This is a genomic window from Actinomadura sp. 9N215, assembly GCF_044326345.1.
Classification (GTDB): Bacteria; Actinomycetota; Actinomycetes; order Streptosporangiales; family Streptosporangiaceae; genus Spirillospora.
The window spans coordinates 1-22,286 of the sequence record NZ_JBIRBA010000056.1 but is presented as its reverse complement, the minus strand read 5'-3'; the positions used below and the strand labels follow the sequence as shown (position 1 = coordinate 22,286).

19 protein-coding genes are annotated in these 22,286 nt (G+C 71.9%); 15 read left to right on the top strand and 4 right to left on the bottom strand.

Annotated elements, in window-relative coordinates; all coding sequences use genetic code 11:
• The first annotated feature begins 254 nt into the window (after positions 1-254).
• From alr to ACH34T_RS44030, 10 genes are all read left to right on the top strand, one after another.
• A complete protein-coding gene (alr, locus tag ACH34T_RS44075) occupies positions 255-1,379 on the top strand; it encodes an alanine racemase (RefSeq protein ID WP_396026992.1) in 1,125 nt (374 codons plus the stop codon).
• Positions 1,380-1,392: 13 nt separating this feature from the next.
• Positions 1,393-2,466, top strand: a complete 1,074-nt coding sequence (locus tag ACH34T_RS44070) for an alpha/beta fold hydrolase (protein WP_396026991.1) — start codon at positions 1,393-1,395, stop codon at positions 2,464-2,466.
• A gap of 32 nt (positions 2,467-2,498) precedes the next feature.
• A complete protein-coding gene (gene tsaE / locus ACH34T_RS44065) occupies positions 2,499-2,972 on the top strand; it encodes a tRNA (adenosine(37)-N6)-threonylcarbamoyltransferase complex ATPase subunit type 1 TsaE (protein WP_396026995.1) in 474 nt (157 codons plus the stop codon).
• Positions 2,973-3,101: 129 nt separating this feature from the next.
• Positions 3,102-4,049, top strand: coding sequence for a hypothetical protein (locus ACH34T_RS44060; RefSeq protein ID WP_396026990.1), 948 nt, complete (start codon positions 3,102-3,104; stop codon positions 4,047-4,049).
• Between the two features lie 68 nt (positions 4,050-4,117).
• A complete protein-coding gene (gene tsaB, locus ACH34T_RS44055) occupies positions 4,118-4,822 on the top strand; it encodes a tRNA (adenosine(37)-N6)-threonylcarbamoyltransferase complex dimerization subunit type 1 TsaB (protein ID WP_396026989.1) in 705 nt (234 codons plus the stop codon).
• Positions 4,823-4,857: 35 nt separating this feature from the next.
• Positions 4,858-5,325 carry a ribosomal protein S18-alanine N-acetyltransferase gene (gene rimI / locus ACH34T_RS44050; protein WP_396026994.1) on the top strand — a complete coding sequence of 156 codons (468 nt, stop codon included), beginning with the start codon at positions 4,858-4,860 and terminating at the stop codon, positions 5,323-5,325.
• Entirely contained in the window at positions 5,322-6,356 is a 1,035-nt protein-coding gene (tsaD, locus tag ACH34T_RS44045; RefSeq protein WP_396026988.1) for a tRNA (adenosine(37)-N6)-threonylcarbamoyltransferase complex transferase subunit TsaD, read from the top strand. Before rimI ends, tsaD begins: the two co-directional genes overlap by 4 nt.
• 148 nt (positions 6,357-6,504) lie before the next feature.
• Positions 6,505-8,712 carry an MMPL family transporter gene (locus ACH34T_RS44040; protein WP_396026987.1) on the top strand — a complete coding sequence of 736 codons (2,208 nt, stop codon included), beginning with the start codon at positions 6,505-6,507 and terminating at the stop codon, positions 8,710-8,712.
• 94 nt (positions 8,713-8,806) lie between these two features.
• Complete coding sequence (locus tag ACH34T_RS44035) at positions 8,807-9,961, top strand: sensor histidine kinase (RefSeq protein WP_396026986.1); 1,155 nt, start codon at positions 8,807-8,809, stop codon at positions 9,959-9,961.
• Between the two features lie 8 nt (positions 9,962-9,969).
• Positions 9,970-10,641, top strand: coding sequence for a response regulator (locus ACH34T_RS44030; RefSeq protein WP_396026985.1), 672 nt, complete (start codon positions 9,970-9,972; stop codon positions 10,639-10,641).
• A gap of 9 nt (positions 10,642-10,650) precedes the next feature.
• Here the strand turns inward: ACH34T_RS44030 and ACH34T_RS44025 are convergent, their stop codons facing one another.
• The 3 genes from ACH34T_RS44025 to ACH34T_RS44015 all read right to left on the bottom strand — a co-directional run bounded on the left by ACH34T_RS44025 (position 10,651) and on the right by ACH34T_RS44015 (position 15,382).
• Positions 10,651-11,586 (bottom strand): phosphotransferase family protein, encoded by a 936-nt coding sequence (locus ACH34T_RS44025; RefSeq protein WP_396026984.1) that lies wholly within the window; start codon positions 11,584-11,586, stop codon positions 10,651-10,653.
• Positions 11,587-11,872: 286 nt separating this feature from the next.
• The gene (locus tag ACH34T_RS44020) at positions 11,873-13,522 is read right to left on the bottom strand and encodes a hypothetical protein (protein WP_396026983.1); all 1,650 of its coding nucleotides are present in this window, start codon (positions 13,520-13,522) and stop codon (positions 11,873-11,875) included.
• A gap of 630 nt (positions 13,523-14,152) precedes the next feature.
• On the bottom strand, positions 14,153-15,382 hold the full coding sequence (locus ACH34T_RS44015; protein ID WP_396026982.1) for an SAM-dependent methyltransferase: 1,230 nt from the start codon (positions 15,380-15,382) through the stop codon (positions 14,153-14,155).
• Positions 15,383-15,645: 263 nt separating this feature from the next.
• Here ACH34T_RS44015 and groES point away from each other — a divergent pair, with 263 nt between their 5' ends.
• From groES to ACH34T_RS43995, 4 genes are all read left to right on the top strand, one after another.
• Positions 15,646-15,957 (top strand): co-chaperone GroES, encoded by a 312-nt coding sequence (gene groES / locus ACH34T_RS44010; RefSeq protein WP_205717442.1) that lies wholly within the window; start codon positions 15,646-15,648, stop codon positions 15,955-15,957.
• Positions 15,958-16,042: 85 nt separating this feature from the next.
• Positions 16,043-17,668 (top strand): chaperonin GroEL, encoded by a 1,626-nt coding sequence (gene groL, locus ACH34T_RS44005; protein WP_396026981.1) that lies wholly within the window; start codon positions 16,043-16,045, stop codon positions 17,666-17,668.
• A 356-nt stretch (positions 17,669-18,024) separates the two neighbouring features.
• A complete protein-coding gene (locus tag ACH34T_RS44000; protein ID WP_396026993.1) occupies positions 18,025-18,636 on the top strand; it encodes a sigma-70 family RNA polymerase sigma factor in 612 nt (203 codons plus the stop codon).
• Positions 18,633-19,727: a hypothetical protein gene (locus ACH34T_RS43995; protein WP_396026980.1), complete on the top strand. Its 1,095-nt coding sequence runs from the start codon at positions 18,633-18,635 to the stop codon at positions 19,725-19,727. Before ACH34T_RS44000 ends, ACH34T_RS43995 begins: the two co-directional genes overlap by 4 nt.
• A 356-nt stretch (positions 19,728-20,083) precedes the next feature.
• Here ACH34T_RS43995 and ACH34T_RS43990 read toward each other — a convergent pair whose 3' ends face one another.
• Positions 20,084-20,473 (bottom strand): DUF5319 domain-containing protein, encoded by a 390-nt coding sequence (locus ACH34T_RS43990; protein WP_396026979.1) that lies wholly within the window; start codon positions 20,471-20,473, stop codon positions 20,084-20,086.
• Between the two features lie 239 nt (positions 20,474-20,712).
• Here ACH34T_RS43990 and guaB point away from each other — a divergent pair, with 239 nt between their 5' ends.
• The gene (guaB, locus tag ACH34T_RS43985) at positions 20,713-22,206 is read left to right on the top strand and encodes an IMP dehydrogenase (RefSeq protein ID WP_396026978.1); all 1,494 of its coding nucleotides are present in this window, start codon (positions 20,713-20,715) and stop codon (positions 22,204-22,206) included.
• The last annotated feature ends 80 nt before the right edge of the window (positions 22,207-22,286 follow it).

Here is a 22,286-nt window from a genome sequence, read left to right as displayed (position 1 = left end):
AACGGCCCCCCCGGCCGGCGGGTCGTGCGACCTCCGGCGCGGGGCGCCTCCGGCCGCACGACCCGTGACCCCGGTTGAGGTCTGAGGCCGGGCCCGCTGTCTGAGGCGCGTTGTGCGGGGCGAACTCGGGGTCGGGCAATCGCGTCTTATTGGACGGAGAGTGCCGTTGGAGCGCTCTCTGAACGGGCAGACTGGCCATGACCTGGGCGGTGTTGCGCACGGGCATGGACGTGAGGGCGGCACACTTGGTTCTCATGAAGGTTCCAGCGGAGGCGCGCGTCGATCTGGACGCGATCGCCGGCAATGTCGGGCTCCTGCGCGAGCGCGCGCGGGGGGCCGAGGTCATGGCCATGGTCAAGGCCGAGGCGTACGGGCACGGGCTCGCCGAGGCGGCGGGGGCCGCGCTGGCGGGCGGCGCCTCGTGGCTGGGCGTCGCGAAGCTGGGGGAGGCGCTGCGGCTGCGGGACGCGGGCCTCACCGCCCGGACGCTGGTGAGCGTCGGCGTGCCGGGCGAGCCGTACGAGGAGGCCGTCGCGCGGGACGTCGACCTGTCCGTCGGCTCCATGTGGCTGCTTGAGGAGGTCGTCCGGGCGGCGGAGCAGGCCGGACGCGCCGCACGGCTGCATCTGAAGGCCGACACCGGCATGTCGCGCGGCGGGGTGCGCGGCCATGACTGGGAGGAGCTCGTCGACGCGGCCCTGAAGGCGGAGGCGTCGGGACGGGTGCACGTGGTCGGGGTCATGTCGCACTTCGCCTGCGCGGACGAGCCGGGTCACCCGTCCATCGCGGCGCAGATCGGGGCGTTCACCGAGATGGTGGAGTACGCGGAGAAGGCGGGGGCGCGGTTCGAGGTCCGGCACCTGTCGAACTCGGCGGCCGCGCTGACGCTGCCCGAGGCCAGGTTCGACCTGGTCCGTCCGGGTATCGCGATGTACGGGCTGTCGCCGATCCCGGCGCTCGGCACGTTCGGGCTGCGTCCCGCGATGACGCTGGTGGCGGACGCGGCGCTGGTCAAGCGGGCCCCGGCGGGCAGCGGCGTGTCGTACGGGCACACCTACCACACCGAGCGGGACACGAACCTGGCCGTGGTCCCCGTCGGGTACGGCGACGGGATCCCCCGGCACGGGTCGAACCTGCTGCAGGTCCTCGCGGCCGGGGCCCGGCGGACGATCGCCGGACGCGTCTGCATGGACCAGTTCGTCATCGACCTCGGCGACGACGAGCTCGCGCCGGGGGACGAGATCGTCCTGTTCGGGCCCGGCGACCGGGGCGAGCCGACGGCGCAGGAGTGGGCGGAGGCGCTGGGCACGATCTCGTATGAGATCGTCACCCGCATCGGGTCCCGGGTACCGAGGGCGTACCCGGGAGGGGCGCTGTAGGAGGCGCGCGCGTATGGGCAGCAGCAGGCGCAGGATCGGCATCGCCGGCACCGTCGCGGGCGTCGGCGCGGCCGGCGTGGGCGCGGCGGTCGGGCTCCGGCGCGTCGCGGTCGGCCGGGTGGGGCTGCGGCCCGACCCGGACGCCGGCGAGCCGTTCGGCGAGCTGCGCGGCCGGGAGCTGACCGTCGAGGCGAGCGACGGCCTCCCGCTGCACGTCGAGGTGGACGGACCGGACGACGCCGACCTCACCGTCGTGTTCAGCCACGGCTACACCCTCAACCAGGACTCCTGGCACTACCAGCGCCGTGACCTGCAAGGATCGTTCCAGATGGTGTTCTGGGACCAGCGCAGCCACGGCCGGTCGGGACGCAGCGACCCCCTCAACGCGACCATCGACCAGACCGGCGAGGACCTCTACGCCGTGCTGAAGGCGACCGTCCGGCCGAAGCAGCCGGTCGTGCTCGCCGGGCATTCCATGGGCGGGATGTCGATCATGGCGCTGGCGGACCGGCATCCCAAGCTGTTCAAGCGGCAGGTCGTCGCGGTGGCGCTGGTCAACACGTCCTGCGGCGACATGGCGGAGCTGACGCTGGGGCTGCCGCTGGTGCTGGCGAAGGTCGTCCGGCCGCTGGCGCCGCGGACGCTGCGCGGCCTCGGCCGCCAGGCCGAGCTGGTGGAGCGGGCCCGCGGGCTCGGCGCCGACCTGGCGTTCGTCGTGACGCGGAAGATGGCGTTCGCCGACCGGCATGTGAGCCCGACCGTCGTCGGCTTCCTGGAGCAGATGATCAGGGCGACGCCGATCGACGTGATCGCGGAGTTCTATCCCGCGCTGATGGCGCACGACAAGGTCGCCTGCCTGGACGTTCTCGGACGCGTCCCGACCCTGGTACTCGCGGGCGGGCAGGACCGGCTGACCCCGGCCGGGCACTCGCGCCGCATCGCCGACGCGCTGCCGGACGCGGAGCTGGTAGAGGTGGAGGAGGCCGGGCACGTGCTGCCGCTGGAGTACCCGGGCGTGGTGACCGGCGGGCTGCGCCGGCTGATCGACCGCGTCCGGCCGGAGTACGAGGAGGAGCGCACCGCGTGAACGCCACGAACGCCACGGAGTCGACGAACGCGATGAACGCCGCGACGACGGTCACGGTGCCCACGGCGGAGGACATGCGCGAGCTCGGCGTCCGCGTCGCGGGCCTGCTGCGCCCCGGCGACCTGCTCGTCATGACGGGCCACCTCGGCGCGGGCAAGACGACGCTCGCGCAGGGCATCGGCGAGGGCCTGAAGGTGCGCGGCCCGATCACCTCGCCGACGTTCGTCATCGCGCGGGTGCATCCGTCGCTGGCCGGCGGGCCGCCGCTGGTGCACGTGGACGCCTACCGGCTGGGCGGTTTCGCGGAGTTGGACGATCTCGATCTCGACGCGTCGGTCGAGGAATCGGTGACGATCGTGGAATGGGGAGAAGGGCTCGCGGAGGGCCTTGCCGAGGACCGCCTCGAAATGATCATTTCGCGTGGGGAAGGCCCCGGAGAGGAACGCGAAGTAAAGATCGTCGGGGTGGGTCGTCGCTGGTCAGAGCTGGATCTTGACGCCGGCTGAGCGCTTTCGGGTGACTTCTGTGCCTTTTGCTTGACCGGCTGAGCCACTTTACGGCTGCATGTCGTACTCTTTGCCGGAACGAACCTCACCTTCTCGGCATATCGACATTCGCAACGGGAGTGGGATCCGGTGAGCGGTAGCCATCGCAGCGGTCGTGACCGCGAGGCGGGCGAGTACCCGCAGTACCCGGCGTCCCGGCCGGGCAGCGGCCCGTACCGCAGGGAGACCGGCCCCCACCACCAGACCGGCGGTGGCTCACACGGCGCGCAGAGCAGCGGCTCCTTCCAGACCGGCGGCGGCTCGCATGGCGGGCAGAGCAGCGGCCCGTACCGCTCCGGCAACGGGAGTTACCGCACTGGCACCGGCAGCCACCGCGTCGTGCGCCAGCGCCGCAAGGGCAGGCGCTGGGCCGTCGTCATCGGCGGCCTCGTGGCGGGGATCGGCGTCTGCGTGCTCGCCGCGTTCGTCGTCCTGTCGGGCCTCGGCGGGGGGAGCGGCGGCGACGACGGCGGCCAGGTCGTCGGGAGCGGGGCCACGGAGAGCGCCCCGATGACCAACGGCGAGCGGTCCGCCGTCCCCGACTCCTGCACGATCGTCGGCCAGGCCCTCGTCGACAGGCTCGCGCCCGGCGCCGAGCGCACCGAGGCCGACAGCTACCAGGGCGACGACCAGCAGAACCAGTGCGTGTGGGGCGCGTACGCGGGCGACGCGAAGCGCCAGCTGACCATCGAGCTGCGCGCCGTCCCCGGCGCCGGGGCCCAGACGCCCACGGACGCCGCCCGCGCCAAATTCACCTCGGAACGGACGGCCGACGAGTCCGGCAAGGGCCTCCTCGCCGGTCAGGAGCTCACCGACAAGATCCGCCTCACCGACGTCGGCGACGACGGGTACGTCGTCTACAGCGTCGACGACGGGCAGGGGTCGGGCGAGGCGATCGGCAACGTCCGGGTGGGCAACGTCCTGATCACCATCCACTACTCGGGCTCCGACGACGGCGATCCGCTGTCGTCGCGGAACGCCACGGGCGGGACCGTCGAGGTGGCGAAGGCCGTGATCCAGGGGCTCGATCAGTCCTGACCCGTCCGGTCATCTGACCTGTCACCTGACAGGCGTTCCGGCAGGCGGGGGCTGTAGGCTTACAACCCGTGCTGGTCTTGGCTTTCGACACCGCGACCGCCGCGATCACCGTGGCGTTGTACGAGTGGACCCCGGGTGAGGGCGCCGTCCGGCGCGGCGCGGCCGAGGCGGTCGACCGGCGCAGGCACACCGAGCTGCTGACCCCGTCCATCGCGAGCGTGATGGCGGAGGCCGGGGCGGCCCCGGACGATCTGAGCGCGATCACCGTCGGCGTCGGCCCCGGCCCGTACACGGGGTTGCGCGTCGGGCTGGTCACCGCCCGCTCCATGGGTGAGGCGCTCAGCATCCCGGTGCACGGCATCTGCACGCTGGACGTCATCGCCTGGGCCACCGGTAGGGACGAGCCGTTCGCCGTCGCCACCGACGCCCGCCGCAAGGAGGTCTACTGGGCGCGGTACCACTCGTTCCGCGCGCGCGCCACCGAGCCCGCCGTGGGCCCGCCCTCCGACGTCCTGGACGGGGCCCCGCCCGGCCTCCCCGTCGTCGGCGAAGGAGCCGCCCTGTACCCGGAGACCCTCGGCGATTCAGGCCACGGCTCGGGCCACGGCGCGGGCCATGAGCCGCTGCTGCCCACCGCGGGGGCCCTCGCGGAGCTGACCGTCGCGCGCCTCGCCGGGCTGAAGGGCCCGGCCCTCCTGCCGCCCGAGCCGCTCTACCTCCGCCGTCCCGACGCCAAGGAGCCGGGCCCGCGCAAGAAGGTGACCCCGGCGTGAGCCCGCACGACACGGGAGGCATCGTCCTGCGGGCGATGTCCGGCGAGGACGTCCCCACCATCCATCTGCTGGAACGTTCGCTGTTCCCCGAGGACGCGTGGAGCGAGGACATGCTCAGCGGCGAGCTCGCCGACCAGCCGCGGACGCGCCACTACGTCGTCGCGGAGGCGTCCGGCGAGATCGTCGGCTACGCGGGCCTCGCCGCGGCGGGCGGGCAGGCCGACGTGCAGACCATCGGCGTCCGCGCCGACCAGCGCAAGTCGGGCGTCGGCGCCGCGCTGCTCACCGAGCTGCTGGACGAGGCCGTCCGCCGCAACAGCGAGGCCGTGTTCCTGGAGGTCCGCGCCGACAACGCCGCCGCCCGCCGCCTGTACGAGCGGTTCGGCTTCGACGAGGTCGGCATCCGCAAGCGCTACTACCAGCCGTCCGACGTGGACGCGATCGTCATGTGCCGCAAGCTCCGCGACCGTCCGCCGATGGGCTTCACCAGGGAGTACACGTGATTTCGGACGAGCCGCTGGTGCTCGGCATCGAGACGTCCTGCGACGAGACCGGCGTCGGGATCGTGCGCGGCCACACCCTCCTCGCCGACGCGATCGCGTCCAGCGTGGACGAGCACGCCCGCTTCGGCGGCGTGGTGCCCGAGGTCGCGTCCCGCGCCCACCTGGAGGCGATGGCGCCGACGGTCGAGCGGGCCCTCGCCGACGCGGGCGTGGCGTTCACCGACGTGGACGCGTTCGCCGTCACGGCCGGTCCCGGCCTGCCGGGCGCGCTGATGGTCGGCGTCGCCGCCGCCAAGGCGTACGCGCTGTCGCTCGGCAAGCCGCTGTACGGCGTCAACCACCTGGCCGCGCACGTGTGCGTCGACCAGCTCGAACACGGCCCGCTGCCGAAGCCGTGCGTGGCGATGCTGGTGTCCGGCGGGCACTCGTCGCTGCTCCTGGTGCCGGACGTGGCGGGCGACGTCCGCTCCCTCGGCGCCACGGTCGACGACGCGGCCGGCGAGGCGTTCGACAAGGTCGCCCGCGTCCTCGACCTCGGCTTCCCCGGCGGCCCGATCATCGACCGGATGGCCCGCGACGGCGACCCGGCCGCGATCGCGTTCCCGCGCGGGAAGTACAACGACGGCACCTACGACTTCTCGTTCTCCGGCCTGAAGACGGCGGTCGCGCGCTGGGTGGAGGCCAAGGAGCGCGCGGGCGAGCCGGTCCCGGTCGCGGACGTGGCCGCGTCCTTCCAGGAGGCCGTCGTGGACGTCCTGACGCAGAAGGCGCTGAAGGTCTGCAAGGACAACGGCGTCCACGACCTGCTCATCGGCGGCGGCGTCGCGGCCAACTCGCGGCTGCGGGCCCTCGCGGCGGAGCGCTGCGAGAAGGCGGGCGTGCGGCTGCGCGTCCCGCGCCCGAAGCTCTGCACCGACAACGGCGCCATGGTCGCCGCCCTCGGCTCCGAACTGGTCGCCGCCGGGGCGGCCCCGTCCGCGCTCGAACTCCCTGCTGATTCGAGCCTTCCGATCGAGTCGATCCTCCTCTGAGGCGGGTCCCTCCTCCTTCCGGCCCAGCCCGAGGGCGCCCGCACGTACGCGTTTTTCAGTACCCGAATGCCTTGGCACGCACGATTACGGGAGGGTGCGCGCCCGGGGAGTCTTGTGGGGTTCCCACCACAGATACGGAGACTTTCCCATGGCCACCTTCCTGTACCGCGTGGGGCGCGGGGCACACAGATGGCGCTACGCGGTCGCGCTGCTGTGGCTCGCCGCCCTGGCCGCCGCGTTCCTCGGATCTCAGAGCGCGGGCAAGGCCCCGTCCGACTCGTTCACGATGCCCGGGATCGAGTCGCAGAAGGCGTTCGACCACATCAACGACAAGTTCCCCGGCGCCGCGGCCGACGGTGCCGACGCCCGGGTCGTGTTCATCGCCCCGCAGGGCCAGAAGATCACCGCGCCGGAGAACCGCGCGCCGATCGACGCGCTGGTGGCGCAGGCGGCCAAGGGTCCGCAGGTCGCCGACGTGGAGAGCCCCTTCGAGGAGGGGGCCGTCAGCAAGGACGGGACCACGGCGTTCGCGACGGTCACCTACAAGGTCACGACCGACGACCTCACCGAGGCGAGCAAGGACAGGCTGCGGGACGCGGTCAAGCAGGCCCAGGGGACCGGGCTGACCGTCGAGGTCGGCGGCTCCGCGCTGGAGACCGACCCGGCCGGAGGGGTCGGCGAGATCGTGGGCCTCGGCATCGCCGCCGTGGTCCTGCTGATCACCTTCGGATCGCTGGCCGCCGCCGGATTGTCGCTGGTCACCGCCGCCGTCGGGGTGGTCATCAGCCTCATGTCGATCACCGCCCTGCGGAACGTCTTCGACCTGTCCCCGTCGACGGGCGAGCTGGCGATGATGCTCGGGGTGGCGGTCGCCATCGACTACTCGCTGTTCGTGGTCTCCCGCTACCGGGAGGAGCGGGGCAAAGGGCACGAGCCCCGGGAGGCGGCCGGGTTGGCCGTGGGCACCGCCGGTACCGCGGTCGTGTTCGCCGGGCTCACCGTCGTCATCGCGCTGGCCGGGCTGTCGGTGGTCGGCGTCCCGATGGTCACGAAGATGGGGCTGGGCACCGCCGGTGCGGTCGTTGTCGCCGTACTGGTCGCGTTGACCCTGGTCCCGGCGCTGCTCGGTTTCCTGCCGAACTCCGTCCTGTCGCGCCGTACCCGCAAGAACCGTCATGCGGGCGGTGGGAGCGAGGGCCTCGGAGTCCGCTGGGCGCGGTTCGTGCTGCGGCGGCCGGTGCCGGTGCTGCTCGTCGCGGTCGCCGCCTTGGGCGCCATCGCCATCCCGTCGATGAACATGCGGCTCGGCATGCCGGGCGACGAGGCCAAGCCCACCTCGACCAGCGAGCGGCGCGCCTACGACGCCCTCGCGGACGGCTTCGGCCCCGGCTTCAACGGACCGCTGACCGTCGTGGTGGACGCGGGCGACGCCCGCGACCCGAAGGCCGCGGCCGCGACGATCGGCGCGAAGCTCGCCGCCACCCAGGGCATCGTGTCGGTCTCCCCGCCCCAGTTCGACAAGGCCGGGACGACCGCGGTGCTGTCGGCGACACCGGCCACGGCGCCCACCAGCCAGGAGACGAAGGACCTCGTCCGGGAGATCCGGGACGGGCGTCCCGCGCTCGAGTCCGCCGCCGGAGCGTCCTTCGAGGTCACGGGCGCCACCGCGTTGAACATCGACGTCGGTGTGAAGATGCAGAAGGCGCTGATCCCCTACCTCGCGACCATCGTCGGATTCGCGTTCGTGCTCCTGCTGCTGGTGTTCCGTTCCATCCTGGTGCCGCTCAAGGCCACGCTCGGCTACCTGCTGTCGATCGCGGCGGCGTTCGGCGCGCTCGTCACGGTCTTCCAGAACGGCCACGGAGGCGGGCTCTTCGGCGTCGAGCAACCCGGACCGATCATGAGCATCCTGCCGATCTTCCTGGTGGGGATCAGCTTCGGCCTGGCCATGGACTACCAGGTCTTCCTGGTCACCCGGATACGGGAGGCGCACGTCCACGGGGAGGCGCCGGGGCAGGCCGTCGTCACCGGGTTCCGGTACAGCGGCCGGGTCGTGCTGGCCGCGTCGCTGATCATGATGTCGGTGTTCGCGGGGTTCATGACCGGCGCCGGAATGATGATCAAGATGGTGGGCTTCGGGCTGGGCGCCGCCGTCCTGTTCGACGCCATCGTCGTGCGCATGGTGATCGTGCCCGCCGTCCTCGCCCTGCTCGGCAGGCGGGCCTGGTGGCTGCCGCGCCGGCTGGGCCGGCTGCTGCCGCGCGTCGACGTCGAGGGCGAGTCCCTGCGCGACCGGGTGCCGCCCCCGCTCACGACGGTGCCGGACCACGCCGAGCCGCGATCGGCCCGCGTCTGACGCACATCCGCTGGGGGCCGTCCGTGCGCCGCACGGACGGCCCTCACCGATCCGTCCCCCACCATGGGATACAGGACATCCGCGGGAGGACCTCATGATCAACGCTTGGCGGCGGTTCGCCGACCGTTACCCCCGCCTCGTCGAGGCGGTCTTCCTGCTGCTGGTGTACGCGGTCACCGTCGGGCAGTACATCGACACCGAGACGGGCTGGTGGCCCGGGACTCTGCCCGCGACCGCGGCCTGCCTCTCCCTGGCCTGGCGCTACCGCCATCCGGGCGTCGTCGCCGTCTTCGTCGTCTGCTGCACCCTCGTCACCGGCGCCACGGGCTATCCGGTCGAGCACAAGTACGTGATTCCGCTCGTCGTCGCGTTCTACGCGCTGGGCATCCGCATTTCCGAGCGGTCCGCGCGTGTGTACGGACTGATCGCCATCGTGGCGTTCTTCCTCGCGGCACAGTGGTCCAACGAGGACGACGACGCTCAGAAGCTGGCGACGTTCGCCCCCGCGTTCTGGATCATCGTGGCGCTCGTCTCGGGCGCGGCGGTGCAGGGCAGGCGCGCGTATCTGGACGCCGTGCACGCCCGCGCCGAGCACGCCGAGCGCACCCGCGAGGAGGAGGCCAGGCACCGCGTCGCCGAGGAACGCGTCCGCATCGCCCGGGAGCTGCACGACGTCGTCGCGCACCACATGGCCCTCGCCAACGCGCAGGCCGGCACCGCCGCGCACATCGCGCGCACCGACCCCGAGCAGGCCGGGAAGATCCTCGACGAGCTGAGCCGCACCACGGCCTCGGCGCTGCGCGAACTGCAGTCCGCGGTCGGGCTGCTGCGCAGGTCGGACGATCCCGAGTCGCTGGAGCCGTCCCCCGGACTGGCCCGGCTGGACGAGCTCGTCACCGCGTTCGACTCCGCCGGCCTGCACGCCACCGTCACGGTCGACGGGGAACGGCGGCCGCTTTCACCCGGTGTCGACCTGGCCGCGTTCCGCATCGTCCAGGAGGCGCTCACCAACGTCGCCAAGCACGCCGGTGCGGGCACCGCGGAAGTGAGGCTCGCCTACAGCGGCGACACGCTGACCCTCACGGTCAGCGACGACGGCGGCGCCACGCCCCGCCCGCCCGCCCCCAGCGGCGGGTTCGGACTCATCGGAATGCGGGAACGCGCCCAGTCCGCAGGCGGGCGGCTGCGCGCGGGACACCGCCGCGAAGGCGGCTTCGCCGTCACCGCCGAACTGCCCATCCACACCTGAAGGCCCAGATGACCATTCGTGTTCTGCTCGCCGACGACCAGGCCCTGCTCCGGGCGACGTTCAAGATCCTCATCGACTCCTGCGAGGACATGGAGGTGGTCGCCGAGGCCACGGACGGCGCGCAGGCCGTCGAGCTCGTCCGCGCGCACCGTCCCGACATCGCCCTCATGGACATCCGGATGCCCGGCACCGACGGCCTCGCCGCGACCGAGGCCATCTGCGCCGACCCCGACCTGGAGGCGACCCGCGTCCTCATCCTCACCACGTTCCAGACGGACGAGCACGTGGCCCGGGCCCTGCGCGCCGGGGCGAGCGGCTTCCTGGGCAAGGACGTCTCCGCCGACGGGCTCCTCGACGGAATCCGCACGGTGGCGTCCGGTGACGCACTGCTGTCCGTGACCGCGACGCGCTCCCTCATCGGACGCTTCCTCGCCGCCCCCGAGCCCGGCGCGGAGCTGGCGGTCCCGGACGACCTCGCCGCCCTGACCGCCCGCGAACGCGAGGTGACGCTGCTGGTCGCGGACGGGAAGTCCGACACGGAGATCGCGGAGGAGCTGTTCGTGAGCCCGCTGACCGTGCGCACCCACGTCCAGCGGGCGAAGATGAAGCTCGGCGCCCGTGACCGCGCGCAACTGGTCGTCATCGCCTACCGGACCGGCCTCGCGCGCCCCCCGGTCTGACGCGCCGGGTCAGCAGTCCGCGAGCAGCTTGGCCAGGTAGTTCTCGTACAGGGGGACCTGGGCTTCGTCGATGACGCGGGAGGCGTCCTCGGGGAGGAGGTCGAGGAGGCTGCGGACGTCCCAGTACGGGTCGTGCGGGTAGCCGCCGGAGACCTGGTCGAACGCGGAGAGGAAGCGGTCGGCGACGGCGGGGCCGTAGCGGAGCGCGAGGCCGCGGCGCATGTGGGCGATGTCGACGGCGATCGGGCCGGACGAGGCGTCCGACCAGTCGACGACGCCGGTGAGCTTGCCGTAGGACCAGAGCGTGTTGTCGGCGTGGTAGTCGCGGTGGATGAACCGGACGGGCGCCTCGGGCGCGCGCCGCGCCGCGACCTCGTAGGCGCGTTCCCACAGGTCGGGACGGTGCGCGTGCTTCGGCGGGCACCGCTCGTCGAGCCGGTTGTGCGGGACGTACGGCGGCATCGTGGACGCGCCGTTCAGCCTGTGCACCGACAGCAGTGCGGCGGCCAGCTGGATGAGGTACTCGGGCAGGTCGTCGGGCGACGGGCGCGGCGGGTGGCCGGGGAGGCGGGTGATGAGCAGGGCGGGGACGTCGCAGTAGGCGCCGGCGGGATCGGCGGCGACGAGGGCCGGGGTGGGGATCTCGGACGCGGCGAGCAGCGCGAGCGCGGCGATCTCGCGTTCGGGGGAGAACTCGGTGCCGTGGGGGCGGCGCGCGGGGTCCGGTTCGCCGGACGTCCAGCGGCGCAGAACGAGGCGGTGCGCGCTGCCGGACCGGCTCTCGACGACGAGGGCGTGGTTGGCGTGGGCGGCGCCGCCGAGCGGCCGCACCATGCGGACTTCGGCGCCCTTGCCGAGACACTCCTCGACCCAGCGCAGGGTGGTGTCGCCGGGTGGGGCGCCGGTCGGCAGGTCGAGAGCCGGTGTGCGAGTCACCTGAACCATGAAAACGGATTCCGAAGCGTATTGGGAGTGATTTTGCGAAGACGGAACGTAACAAGATGCACGTCATCGCGGTGCTGAGACGAAGCACCTTCGGTCTTAACGGCGGCTTGCCGGACAAACGTCGCGGATTCCGGTAGGTATCCGGACTCCCTGGAATCGGCCGAAGCGCCGGAGACGGTGCGGGCGGGCGGGGCGCAGCGGACCGGGCGGGGCGCAGCGGACCGGGCGGGGCCAGAAGCGGCCCCACCCGTCCGATGATCAGCGTCCCTCCGGCGGCGGCCCGGGCTCAGTCCTTGGTCTCGCGGCGGGGGCGCAGCAGCGCCTCGGCGAGGGCGAGCATCGTCTCCTCCAGGGTGGACAGCCGCTTCAGCACGTCCTCGTGCACGGCGTTGACCTGCTTGGAGACGTCGTCGTGGACGCCGTCGACCTTCCGGCCGACCTCGTCCTCGACGTGCGCGAAGCGCTTGACGAACTCGGCCTGCGCGGCGTCGGCGCGGCGTCCGGCCTCGTCCTGCATGCCCTCCACGCGCCGCGCGAACTCCTCGTGGACGCCCCCGACCTGCCGCGTCACGTCCTCCTGCATGTTGCCGACCTGCTTGGTCACGTCCTCGTGGATCGAGCCGACCTGCCGGGTGACGTCGGCGTGGATGTCACCGATCCGCTTGCCGAAGTCGTCGTGGACGCCGCTGACCTGCCGCGTCACCTCGGTGTGGACGGACTCGACCTGCTTGGTGACGTCGGCGTGCACCGACTCGACGCGGCGGGACACGATGTCGACCTGCGTGGTGAACTCCTCCAGCGCCCCGTCGACCCGCTTGGCGACCTCCTCGTGGATGCCCTCGATGCGCTTGCGGACGTCGTCGTGCACGTCCTCGAACCGGCGGGAGAACTCGTCCATGCGCTTGGCGACGTCGCTGTAGGCCGTCTCGGCGATCTGCGACATCGTGGCCTTGACCTCGTCGCGGTCCGGCCGGGCGCGCAGCTCCTCGATCAGCGGGTCGACGGCCTCGGCGAGGTGCTTCTCCAGCGCGTCGAAGCGGTCGCTGTGGTCGGCCGCCGGACGCTGCGCGAGCTCGCTCAGCAGCCGGTGCACCTCGGCGATCTCCAGCGTGGCGGGGAGCCGGGCGATCCGCTCGCCGACGCCGTCGATGCGGCCGTCGATGCCCTCGAACCTGCCGTCCAGGCCGTCCAGCTTGCCGGACAGGCCTTCGAGGCGGCCGTCGACGCCGTCCAGCCGCCCGTCGAGGCCGTCGAGCCGTCCGCCGACGCCCTCGACGCGGCCGTTGACCGCCTCCAGGCCCTGCTCCATCCGCTCGGCCATCTCGCCGAGCGCCTGGTCGACCCGCGCCGTGACGCCGTTGATCGAGTGTTCGAGCCGCTCGGACCGGTGGCCGAGCTCCGCCAGTGACTTGTCGAGCCGGTTGAACCGGACGGACGCGGCCTCCATGCTGCCCTGGAGCTTGTCGAGCCGCTTGGTCATCTCGTCCATGCGCTGCGACGCCTGCTGCGTGGCGTCGGTGATCTGCTGCGCGGAGTCGAGGACGGACTGGATGCGGGCCAGGCCCTCGTCGACGTTCTCGGCGACGACGCCGACGTCGGCCCACAGCGCGGGCAGCTCGGCGACGGGCTTGACCCGCTCGCCGAACGCCTCGATGTGCTCGGCCAGCCCCTCGGCCCATTCGGGGGGCTTGCCGGACAGCTCGTCGACCTGCCCGCGGACGGTCTCGATCTGCCCGGTCAGCCCGCTGAGCTCCCGCTCGCGGACCTCGCGGAGCAGCCACTCCATCCCTTCGAGCCGCTGCCGAATCTCGTCGAGGACCTGACCCTGTGAGCGCTGTTCATAGACGTGGTCCTGCGCCGCACGGGCGAGCAACTCCCGCATCCGATCCGAGACCGGTTGACCCCCCGTCTGCAGGAAGTTGTGATTCGTTTCCACCCGATGCTCCTTCGTGTGCCGGCGCGACGAAATGACGCACGGCAATGAATCTCTGGAGAGGCCACTGTAGTGCGTGCGGGCGGCCGCTTTAACGGGGAGCAGAGAACATTGTGAGTTCGGTGTAATGTGCCTGTTACCCGGCTGGGGCAAATTGTGAGAGTTCTCCGGCAGTACGGCTTTTTTCCGGTTTGCGGCAATCGTTCCGTTGGTGGTGATGAGCGGTGCGGGCGGACGTGGGAGACGCCGTCCCGGGGCGGTGTTCTGTCCGTACATCTCGGTCGACATCGGTAGTTGGCGGACCGCGGAGGCCCGCGGCCTAGCCGACACGCGGCCGCGGATCGTCATGCCGTCCGGCGGGCGTCCGGCCATTTCCATGGCGCATTCGGGAGCGCCGAAGTCCCGGTCGCTGAACCTGACTTGGTGTTTTCCGGCCGTCAGATCCGAGGGCGCCGATTTCCGCGTCGTGTTACGGCCTTGCCGCGCGCCCGCAATCTCTGGTGAACGCGATGCCGGAAAGCGCCGATGATTTGCCCGGACGTGGCGCGTCGCCCGGCCCCCCTTGGCGCGGCCGGTCCGCGGGAAGATCTTTGGACTCGATCACCGCCGCCCGCGGCTCCGGGCGGGTCCGCGCTAGCGGACGGGTTGGGTCAGGAGGGCGACCGGGTCTCGTCCCACGCGCGTCAGCACCAGCGTCAGCTCCGCCGCCGTGCCGCGCGACGTGCTGCGCGACGGGCGACGGCCGCCGAAGCCCAGGTCGCGGCGCAGCCGGTCGACGTCGACCGCCGAGCCGCGCTTCTTCACGGTGAGCACGCCGACGCCGCGGCGGCGCAATTCCGCGCGCAGCCGCTTGACCGAGAACTGCAGCACGTCCTCGATCTCGTACGCGGACGCGAACGGTGTCGGACGCAGCTCGTCGGACGTGACGTACGCGATGTGCGGGTCCGCGAGCCCGCCGCCGACCAACTCCGCGACCTCACCGACCAGATGGGCGCGGATCACGGCGCCGTCAGGCTCGTACAGATAGCGGCCCCATGCGCGCACGTCCGGATCGTCCAAGCCTTGCGGAGTCAGCGTCCACACGTCCGGGTCGGTGTCGGACGAGAGCAGAGTGGCTCGCCGACCTACGTCCCCGGCGAGTTCACCAAGCCACAGGGCCGCTTCCTTGACGTCCCCACCCACGGAGACCCACTCTGCTTCCGCCCCGTCCGGGACGGCCTCATGCGGAATGCCCGGCGCGACCTTCACGCAAGCAGCCGGTACCTGGCCGCCCTTTTCCAGGACGACATCCAGCGGCGGCTCATAAGAGCGGGGATCGAAGACCCTGCCTCGCGCTGTGCGCCGTCCAGGATCGGCGAAGACGGCACCGAACCCGCAAGGGTCTTCCTTGGTCGCATCGCCCACACGCACAGAGGCGAGACCGTCCAGCCCTAGGGAGGCCAAGTTCGCCCGCGCCACTTCAGCCGTCAACGGGTCGAGTTCCACACCGTCCCCGGCGAGGCCCGCGCGCGCTCGGGCGATGAGGTCGGCCCCTATCCCGCAGCCCAGTTCCAGCACACGCGCGCCGGGCAGCCGGTCGGCGAACCGGCGTGCGCGGTGCGATGCCACACTCCCGCGGGTCGACTGTTCGAGGCCCGCTTGGGTGAAGTACATGCGGACGGCGTCGTCGCCGAACTTCGCCCGCGCCCGCTCGCGCAACCGCACCTGCGTGAGCGCCGCGGCCACGAGCGCGGGATCGTGCCGTCCGCGAAGCCGGGACGCCGTGGCGAGCAGACCGTCCTCGCTCACGTCCAATCCGGCCGCCTCGCTGAGGAGCGCCTGGCCGGACGGGCCGAGCAGGGCCCGGAACGACGCGATGTCCATGGGTGGAAGTTAGCGGCCCGATGTGGGGAAGTTAGCCTGCGGTGAACGCGGGCGGACGCCTGCCGGGCGTGTCCGTGTCCGTGTTGACTGCTTACCGGGCACGGCATAGTCTCCATGACTGGCACTCTCCGAGGGAGAGTGCCAGCAGCGACGAAGGTCGGTCTGGCACCCGCGACGACAGGCCGGTCCAGGGTCGCCTCTTCTGTCACATGTGCTGGCCGGCCGGTCATGGCCGGCCGAGGACCAATCGAAGGGGAGGTCAGATCGTGACGACCGCCACCAAGGTTGTTCTCAAGCCGCTTGAGGACCGTATCGTCGTCCAGCCGCTTGAGGCCGAGACCACCACCGCGTCGGGCCTGGTGATCCCGGACACCGCCAAGGAGAAGCCCCAGGAGGGCACCGTCCTTGCCGTCGGTCCGGGCCGCGTCGACGACAAGGGCGAGCGCGTCCCCGTCGACGTCAAGGTCGGCGAGGTCGTGCTCTACAGCAAGTACGGCGGCACCGAGGTCAAGTACAACAACGAGGACTACCTCGTTCTCTCGGCCCGCGACGTGCTCGCGGTCATCGAGAAGTAATCACCGAGAACGTGATGCACCCGCCCCGGTCGGCGCCGCCTTCGGCGGGCCGGTCGGGGCGGATCGCGTGAAGAGGAGTATCCGCATGGCGAAGATCCTGGAGTTCGAGGAGGACGCTCGCCGGGCTCTTGAGCGCGGCGTCAACGCTCTCGCGGACGCCGTCAAGGTGACGATCGGCCCGCGCGGCCGCAACGTCGTCATCGACAAGAAGTTCGGCGCGCCGACGATCACCAACGACGGCGTCACCATCGCCCGCGAGGTGGAGCTGGAGGACCCCTACGAGAACCTCGGGGCCCAGCTCGCCAAGGAAGTGGCGACCAAGACCAACGACATCGCGGGCGACGGCACCACCACGGCGACCGTCCTCGCGCAGGCGATGGTCCGCGAGGGCACCCGCAATGTGGCGGCCGGCGCGTCGCCGCTCTCGCTCAAGCGCGGCATCGACGCGGCCGCCCAGTACGTGTCCGACCAGCTCCTCAAGACGGCCCGCGAGGTCGAGGAGAAGAGCGAGATCGCGCACGTCGCGACCATCTCCGCGCAGGACCCGCAGATCGGCGAGCTGATCGCGGAGGCGTTCGAGAAGGTCGGCAAGGACGGCGTCATCACCGTCGAGGAGGCCCACACGATGGGCCTGGAACTGGAGTTCACCGAGGGCCTCCAGTTCGACAAGGGCTACCTGTCGCCGCACATGGTGACCGACCCCGAGCGCATGGAGGCCGTCCTGGAGGACGCCTACGTGCTCATCGTGGACGGCAAGATCTCCAACGTGCAGGAGTTCCTGCCGCTGGCCGAGAAGGTCGCCCAGACGAAGAAGCCGCTGCTCGTGGTGGCCGAGGACGTCGAGGGCGAGGCCCTGGCCCTGCTCGTCGCCAACAAGATCCGCGGGACGTTCACGTCCGTCGGGGTGAAGGCGCCGGGCTTCGGCGACCGCCGCAAGGCGATGCTGGGCGACATGGCCACCCTCACCGGCGGCCAGGTCGTCAGCGAGGCCATCGGCCTCAAGCTCGACTCCATCGGCCTGGAGGACCTCGGCCGCGCCCGCCGCATCACCGTCACCAAGGACGCCACCACCATCGTCGACGGTGAGGGCTCCGCGGACGACATCACCGCCCGGATCAACCAGATCAAGGTCGAGATCGAGAACTCCGACTCCGACTGGGACCGGGAGAAGCTGCAGGAGCGCCTCGCCAAGCTGGCCGGGGGCGTCTGCGTGCTGCGGGTCGGCGCCGCCACCGAGGTGGAGCTGAAGGAGAAGAAGCACCGCCTCGAGGACGCCATCTCGGCGACCCGCGCGGCGATCGAGGAGGGCATCGTGGCCGGCGGCGGCGCCGCGCTGGTGCACGTCGCGAAGGACGGCTTCGACACCCTCGGCCTGTCCGGCGACGAGGCGACCGGCGCCGAGGCCGTCCGCCGCGCGCTGGACGAGCCGCTGCGCTGGATCTCCGAGAACGCCGGCCAGGAGGGCTACGTCGTCGTCTCCAAGGTGCGCGCGCTGCAGCCGGGCCACGGCTACAACGCCGCGACGGACGAGTACGGCGACCTGGTCGCGCAGGGCGTCATCGACCCGGTGAAGGTCACCCGTTCGGCGGTCACCAATGCCGCCTCGATCGCGGGCATGCTGCTCACGACCGAGGCGCTCGTGGTCGACAAGCCGGAGGAGGCCGAGGAGGCCGCCGGCGGCCACGGCCACGGTCACGGGCACGGTCACTGAGACCGCGTTCGCCGGACGGGCGTGCGGCTCGTTCCGTCCGGAGATCATCGGCAGACCCCCGTCCGTCCGGACGGGGGTCTCGCCGTTTGGTGGCCGATGTCTTGTATGTCGCTCGATGAGCTGTTTTCAGCTATCTGTCCGTTGAGAGTTGGGCAAAAATCAAGGACCGAACGCAGTGGCGCGCCCACTCTGCGTAGTATCCCCAGGGTTGCTCCAGCACTGTGACCATTCCGTTGTAGACGACGGTGGAGACACGCCCGGGCGCGCTGGGCATCATGCTTGACGTGACCGAGGGATGCTACGCCGGGACCATGACCGCGAGCGCCGCCGAACCCTCGGGAGGGCCCGCCCCTCCGATGTCCCACGACACCGGCCGTGGGACAAGGGTTCTGCGCGCGGCGAAAGCGGCCGACGGTGATCTCAAAGAGCTGACCAGCCTCGCCGTCCAGGGCGACCCCGTGGCCATCGAGGTCCTGATCGCCGAGGTGCGCCCGATGATCGTCCGGTACTGCCGGGCCCGTCTCGGACGCGTCTCAGGCCAGTACCACATCGCGGACGACGTCGCCCAGGAGGTCTGCATCGCCGTCCTGTCGGCCCTGCCCCGCTACCGGGACATGGGCCGCCCCTTCGCGTCCTTCGTCTTCGGCATCGCCTCGCACAAGATCGCCGACGCGCTGCGCAGCGCCGTCCGTGCGGCCGTGCCGACCGAGGACCTGCCGGACGGTCCCGACGACCGTCCGGGGCCCGAGGAGACGGTGGTGCGCTACATCGAGGCGCAGCGCGCCCGCGACCTGCTGACACGCCTTCCCGACCACCAGCGCGAGCTGGTGCTGCTGCGGGTGGTGGCGGGCCTTTCCGCCGAGGAGACCGGTAATGTACTGGGCATGTCCGCGGGGGCGGTACGGGTCGCGCAGCACCGGGCTCTGGCCCGGCTTCGGGCGATGGCCAGAGAGGAGTCGATCGCTTGACGGAACGCGGCCCCTTCACTGGCATGCGGGGCGCCCCGGGTCCGGCCGAGCCTTCGAACTCCGGCGGTCCCCCCGCGCCGGCGGGCCGGCCGCAGGCCGTCGCCGGCCTCCCGGCGGACCTCAGCGCGGTTCGCCGCACGGACGCGATCATCGACTCCCTGGCGGCCCGGCGCGCTGCCGGCTCCACCGCCCGCTCCACGGCCGCCCCGGCCGCGGCCCCGACGGCCGAGCCTGAAGGCGGCTGCTCCTCCTCCGCCGCCGCGGACGGCCCTCAGGGCTCTCCGGCCGAGGCCGCGGAGAGTTCCACGTCCGGCGCCGCCACCAAGGCGGAACGCGCCGGTGCCGAGTCCGCCGGTGCCGAAAACACCGGGGCTGAGCCCGCCGGGGCCGCACATGGGCGCCCGCGCCAGGCCGACGACCCCGACCCGGCCGTGCGGCTGCTGCGCGCACTCATCACCGACGTGGACGACCAGGCCCCCGGATGCGACACCGGCTCCGAAACGACGGCCCTGCCCGTCCCGCCCGCTCCGTCCGGGCCCGGCTCGGGCTCGCGCCGCCGCGGCCCCCGCACCATCGTGGCCCTCGGCGTGGCCGGGGCCGTCCTCGCCAGCACCGGCGTCGCCGCCGCGGGCAGCGGCGTGACCAACCACACCGCCGCCTCCCCGTCCCCGAGCACCGCCGGCGTGGCCGGAGACCCGGAGAAGCCCGCCGCCTCCGACACCGACGCCGGATGGCACCGAGACCGTCCGCGGTCTCTCGTCCGTCCGGTCTCGGAACGGGACCCGGCGCCCGAGCCGCCCGCGCGGCGCAAGCCGTCCGGCGACCGCGGGAACTACGAGCCGACCAAGTCGCGCGTGAGGCACCTGTTCCCGCACCAGCGGTACCCCCGCCGCCAGGACCGTCCCGGCACCCCGCCCACGACCGCCTACTCGTCCCCGCCCATGACCGCCTACTCCGGCCCGGCCACCAGGGGAACCGACGACCGTCCCGACGCCCACGACGGCACCGGACACCGGGTGGACGACCTCCGCGCCCGCGCCCACAGACGAATCAACCAGTACCAGTACCCCAACCGCCGCGACAACGACTAGCCCCGCCGACCAGGCACGCGCCGCATCACTTCCACCCACCGCTTCGCGCCACGTCGGTTCGCGCCACGTCGGTTCGCGCCACGTCGGTTCGCGCCACGTCGGTTCGCGCCACGTCGGTTCGCGCCACGTCGGTTCGCGCCACGTCACTTCCGCCGGTCGCTTCGCGCCAGGTCGCTTCAGCCCGCTGGTTCGTGCCGCGTCGATTCTGGCCGCCGGTTTGTGCCGCGTCGGTTCGTGCCGCGTCACTTCCGCCGGTCGCTTCGCGCCAGGTCGCTTCAGCCCGCTGGTTCGTGCCGCGTCGGTTCTGGCCGCTGGTTTGTGCCGCGTCGGTTCGCGCGGGAGCGGTTCGCGCGGGGTCAGTTCTCGTCGCGGCCCTCTTCGCTGTCGATCACGCCGTCGACGTAGCCGCGGGCGTACTCCCAGCTCACGTAGTCGACGGGGTCGGGGGCCAGGGCGGGCTCATGGACGCGGGGGAGCCCCTCGTCGAGCAGGTGGCGCAGGTTGCCGTGCAGCAGGTCCCAGTCGATGTAGTGGAGCTTGCCGCAGTCGCCGCAGTCGACGGTGAGCCCGCGCACGCCGAGCGGCTCCAGCAGGGCCCGGAAGACCTCAAGGTCGGCGAGGTCGGCCAGCACGTCCTCCCGCTCTGTCACGCTGAGCGGAGCGGAGTCGTCGCCCGGGTCTCCGAGCGCCGCCGCCGGGTCCTCCGGGTCTCCGGCGAACGGGTCGAGCGGAGCATCGTCGTGCACACACCCACGCTACTGCTCCGCGCCCTGGGAGGTGCACCCCCCTCTCTCCTCCGTGCGCGAACAATCACGCGGCGTGCGCGCGAGCGGGAATGTACAGGACCGTCGTCCTTGTTGCGGGATGTCATCAAGGCCACGTGGCCGCCGTCGGCAAAGGCCGTCCGGCCGCGGGTTCACGCCCTACCATGGGTACAGGTCGCCGTGACCTGGCCCGATGCCGCCACCACAACGGGAAGGTAGTCATGAACCCCGCCGAGCCCGACAAGTTCCTTCCGCAGGGCCTTACCTTCGACGACGTGCTCCTGCTGCCGGGTTACTCCGACCTGCAGCCCGGCGAGGCCGACACCACGACCCGGCTCACCCGCCGGATCTCGCTGCGCATCCCGCTCCTCTCCGCGGCGATGGACACGGTGACCGAGGCCCGCACGGCGGTCGCGATGGCGCGGCAGGGCGGCATCGGCGTCCTGCACCGGAACATGTCGATCGAGGAGCAGGCGGAGGAGGCCGACCGGGTCAAGCGCTCCGAGGCTGGGATGATCACCAACCCGGTGACGTGCCTGCCGGACGCGACGCTCGCCGACGTCGAGGAATTGTGCGCCCACTACCGGATCTCGGGCGTGCCGGTCACCGACGTCCGGGGCGTGCTGGTCGGCATCGTGACGAACCGGGACATGCGTTTCGAGTCCGACCCGTCCCGTTCGGTGCGCGCGGTCATGACTCCGATGCCGCTGGTCACGGCACCGGTGGACGTGACGCGCGACGAGGCGTTCCGGCTGCTGGCGGGCAACAAGGTGGAGAAGCTCCCGCTCGTCGACGCCGACGGCCGCCTCAAGGGCCTGATCACCACCAAGGACTTCACCAAGAGCGAGAAGTACCCCGACTCCACGAAGGACGCCGACGGACGCCTCCTCGTCGCCGCGGCCGTCGGCGTCGGCGAGGACGCGATCCGCCGCGCGCAGGCCCTCATCGAGGCCGGCACCGACGTGATCATCGTGGACACGGCGCACGGCCACTCCAAGGGCGTCGCCGACACTATCGCCGCGATCAAGACGAACGCGGGCGTCGAGGTCGTCGGCGGCAACATCGCCACCTACGCGGGCGCGAAGGTCCTGGTGGACGCGGGCGCCGACGCGGTCAAGGTCGGCGTCGGACCCGGCTCGATCTGCACCACCCGCATCGTCGCCGGCGTCGGCGTCCCGCAGCTCACCGCGATCTCCGAGGCGGCCCGCGCGGCGCGCGAGGCCGGCGTCCCGGTGATCGGCGACGGCGGCGTGCAGTACTCCGGCGACATCGCCAAGGCCATCGTCGCGGGCGCCGACACGGTCATGCTCGGCTCCCTCCTCGCGGGCGTCGAGGAGTCCCCCGGCGAGCTGATCTTCGTCCACGGCAAGCAGTACAAGTCGTACCGCGGCATGGGCTCGCTCGGCGCCATGCGAAACCGGGAACGCGGCGGCTCCTTCTCCAAGGACCGCTACGCGCAGGCCGACGTCAGCGCCGAGGAGAAGCTGATCCCCGAAGGCGTCGAAGGCCAGGTCCCCTACCGCGGCCCGCTCGCCAACGTCGCACACCAGCTCGTCGGCGGCCTCCACCAGTCGATGTGGTACGCCGGGACCCGCACCATCCCCGAACTCCAGGAACGCGGCCAACTCATGCGCATCAGCACCGCCGGCCTCCGCGAAAGCCACCCCCACGACATCCAAATGACCGTAGAGGCCCCCAACTACCAGGGCCGCTAACCCGTCCTCCCACCCCATCTCACACCCCGCCCCCGCCCCCGCACCCGCACCCGCACCCCGGCACCCCGGCACCCCGCACC

What these genes read in the sequence shown, in the direction of transcription:
- groL (WP_396026981.1), top strand. Translation starts at nt 16,043, where the DNA reads ATGGCGAAGATCCTGGAGTTCGAGGAGGACGCTCGCCGGGCTCTTGAG.
- rimI (WP_396026994.1), top strand. Translation starts at nt 4,858, where the DNA reads ATGTCCGGCGAGGACGTCCCCACCATCCATCTGCTGGAACGTTCGCTG.
- ACH34T_RS44035 (WP_396026986.1), top strand. Translation starts at nt 8,807, where the DNA reads ATGATCAACGCTTGGCGGCGGTTCGCCGACCGTTACCCCCGCCTCGTC.
- ACH34T_RS44000 (WP_396026993.1), top strand. Translation starts at nt 18,025, where the DNA reads ATGTCCCACGACACCGGCCGTGGGACAAGGGTTCTGCGCGCGGCGAAA.
- tsaE (WP_396026995.1), top strand. Translation starts at nt 2,499, where the DNA reads ATGAACGCCGCGACGACGGTCACGGTGCCCACGGCGGAGGACATGCGC.
- ACH34T_RS44015 (WP_396026982.1), bottom strand. Translation starts at nt 15,382, where the DNA reads ATGGACATCGCGTCGTTCCGGGCCCTGCTCGGCCCGTCCGGCCAGGCG.
- guaB (WP_396026978.1), top strand. Translation starts at nt 20,713, where the DNA reads ATGAACCCCGCCGAGCCCGACAAGTTCCTTCCGCAGGGCCTTACCTTC.
- ACH34T_RS44040 (WP_396026987.1), top strand. Translation starts at nt 6,505, where the DNA reads ATGGCCACCTTCCTGTACCGCGTGGGGCGCGGGGCACACAGATGGCGC.
- ACH34T_RS44070 (WP_396026991.1), top strand. Translation starts at nt 1,393, where the DNA reads ATGGGCAGCAGCAGGCGCAGGATCGGCATCGCCGGCACCGTCGCGGGC.
- ACH34T_RS44030 (WP_396026985.1), top strand. Translation starts at nt 9,970, where the DNA reads ATGACCATTCGTGTTCTGCTCGCCGACGACCAGGCCCTGCTCCGGGCG.
- alr (WP_396026992.1), top strand. Translation starts at nt 255, where the DNA reads ATGAAGGTTCCAGCGGAGGCGCGCGTCGATCTGGACGCGATCGCCGGC.
- ACH34T_RS44025 (WP_396026984.1), bottom strand. Translation starts at nt 11,586, where the DNA reads ATGGTTCAGGTGACTCGCACACCGGCTCTCGACCTGCCGACCGGCGCC.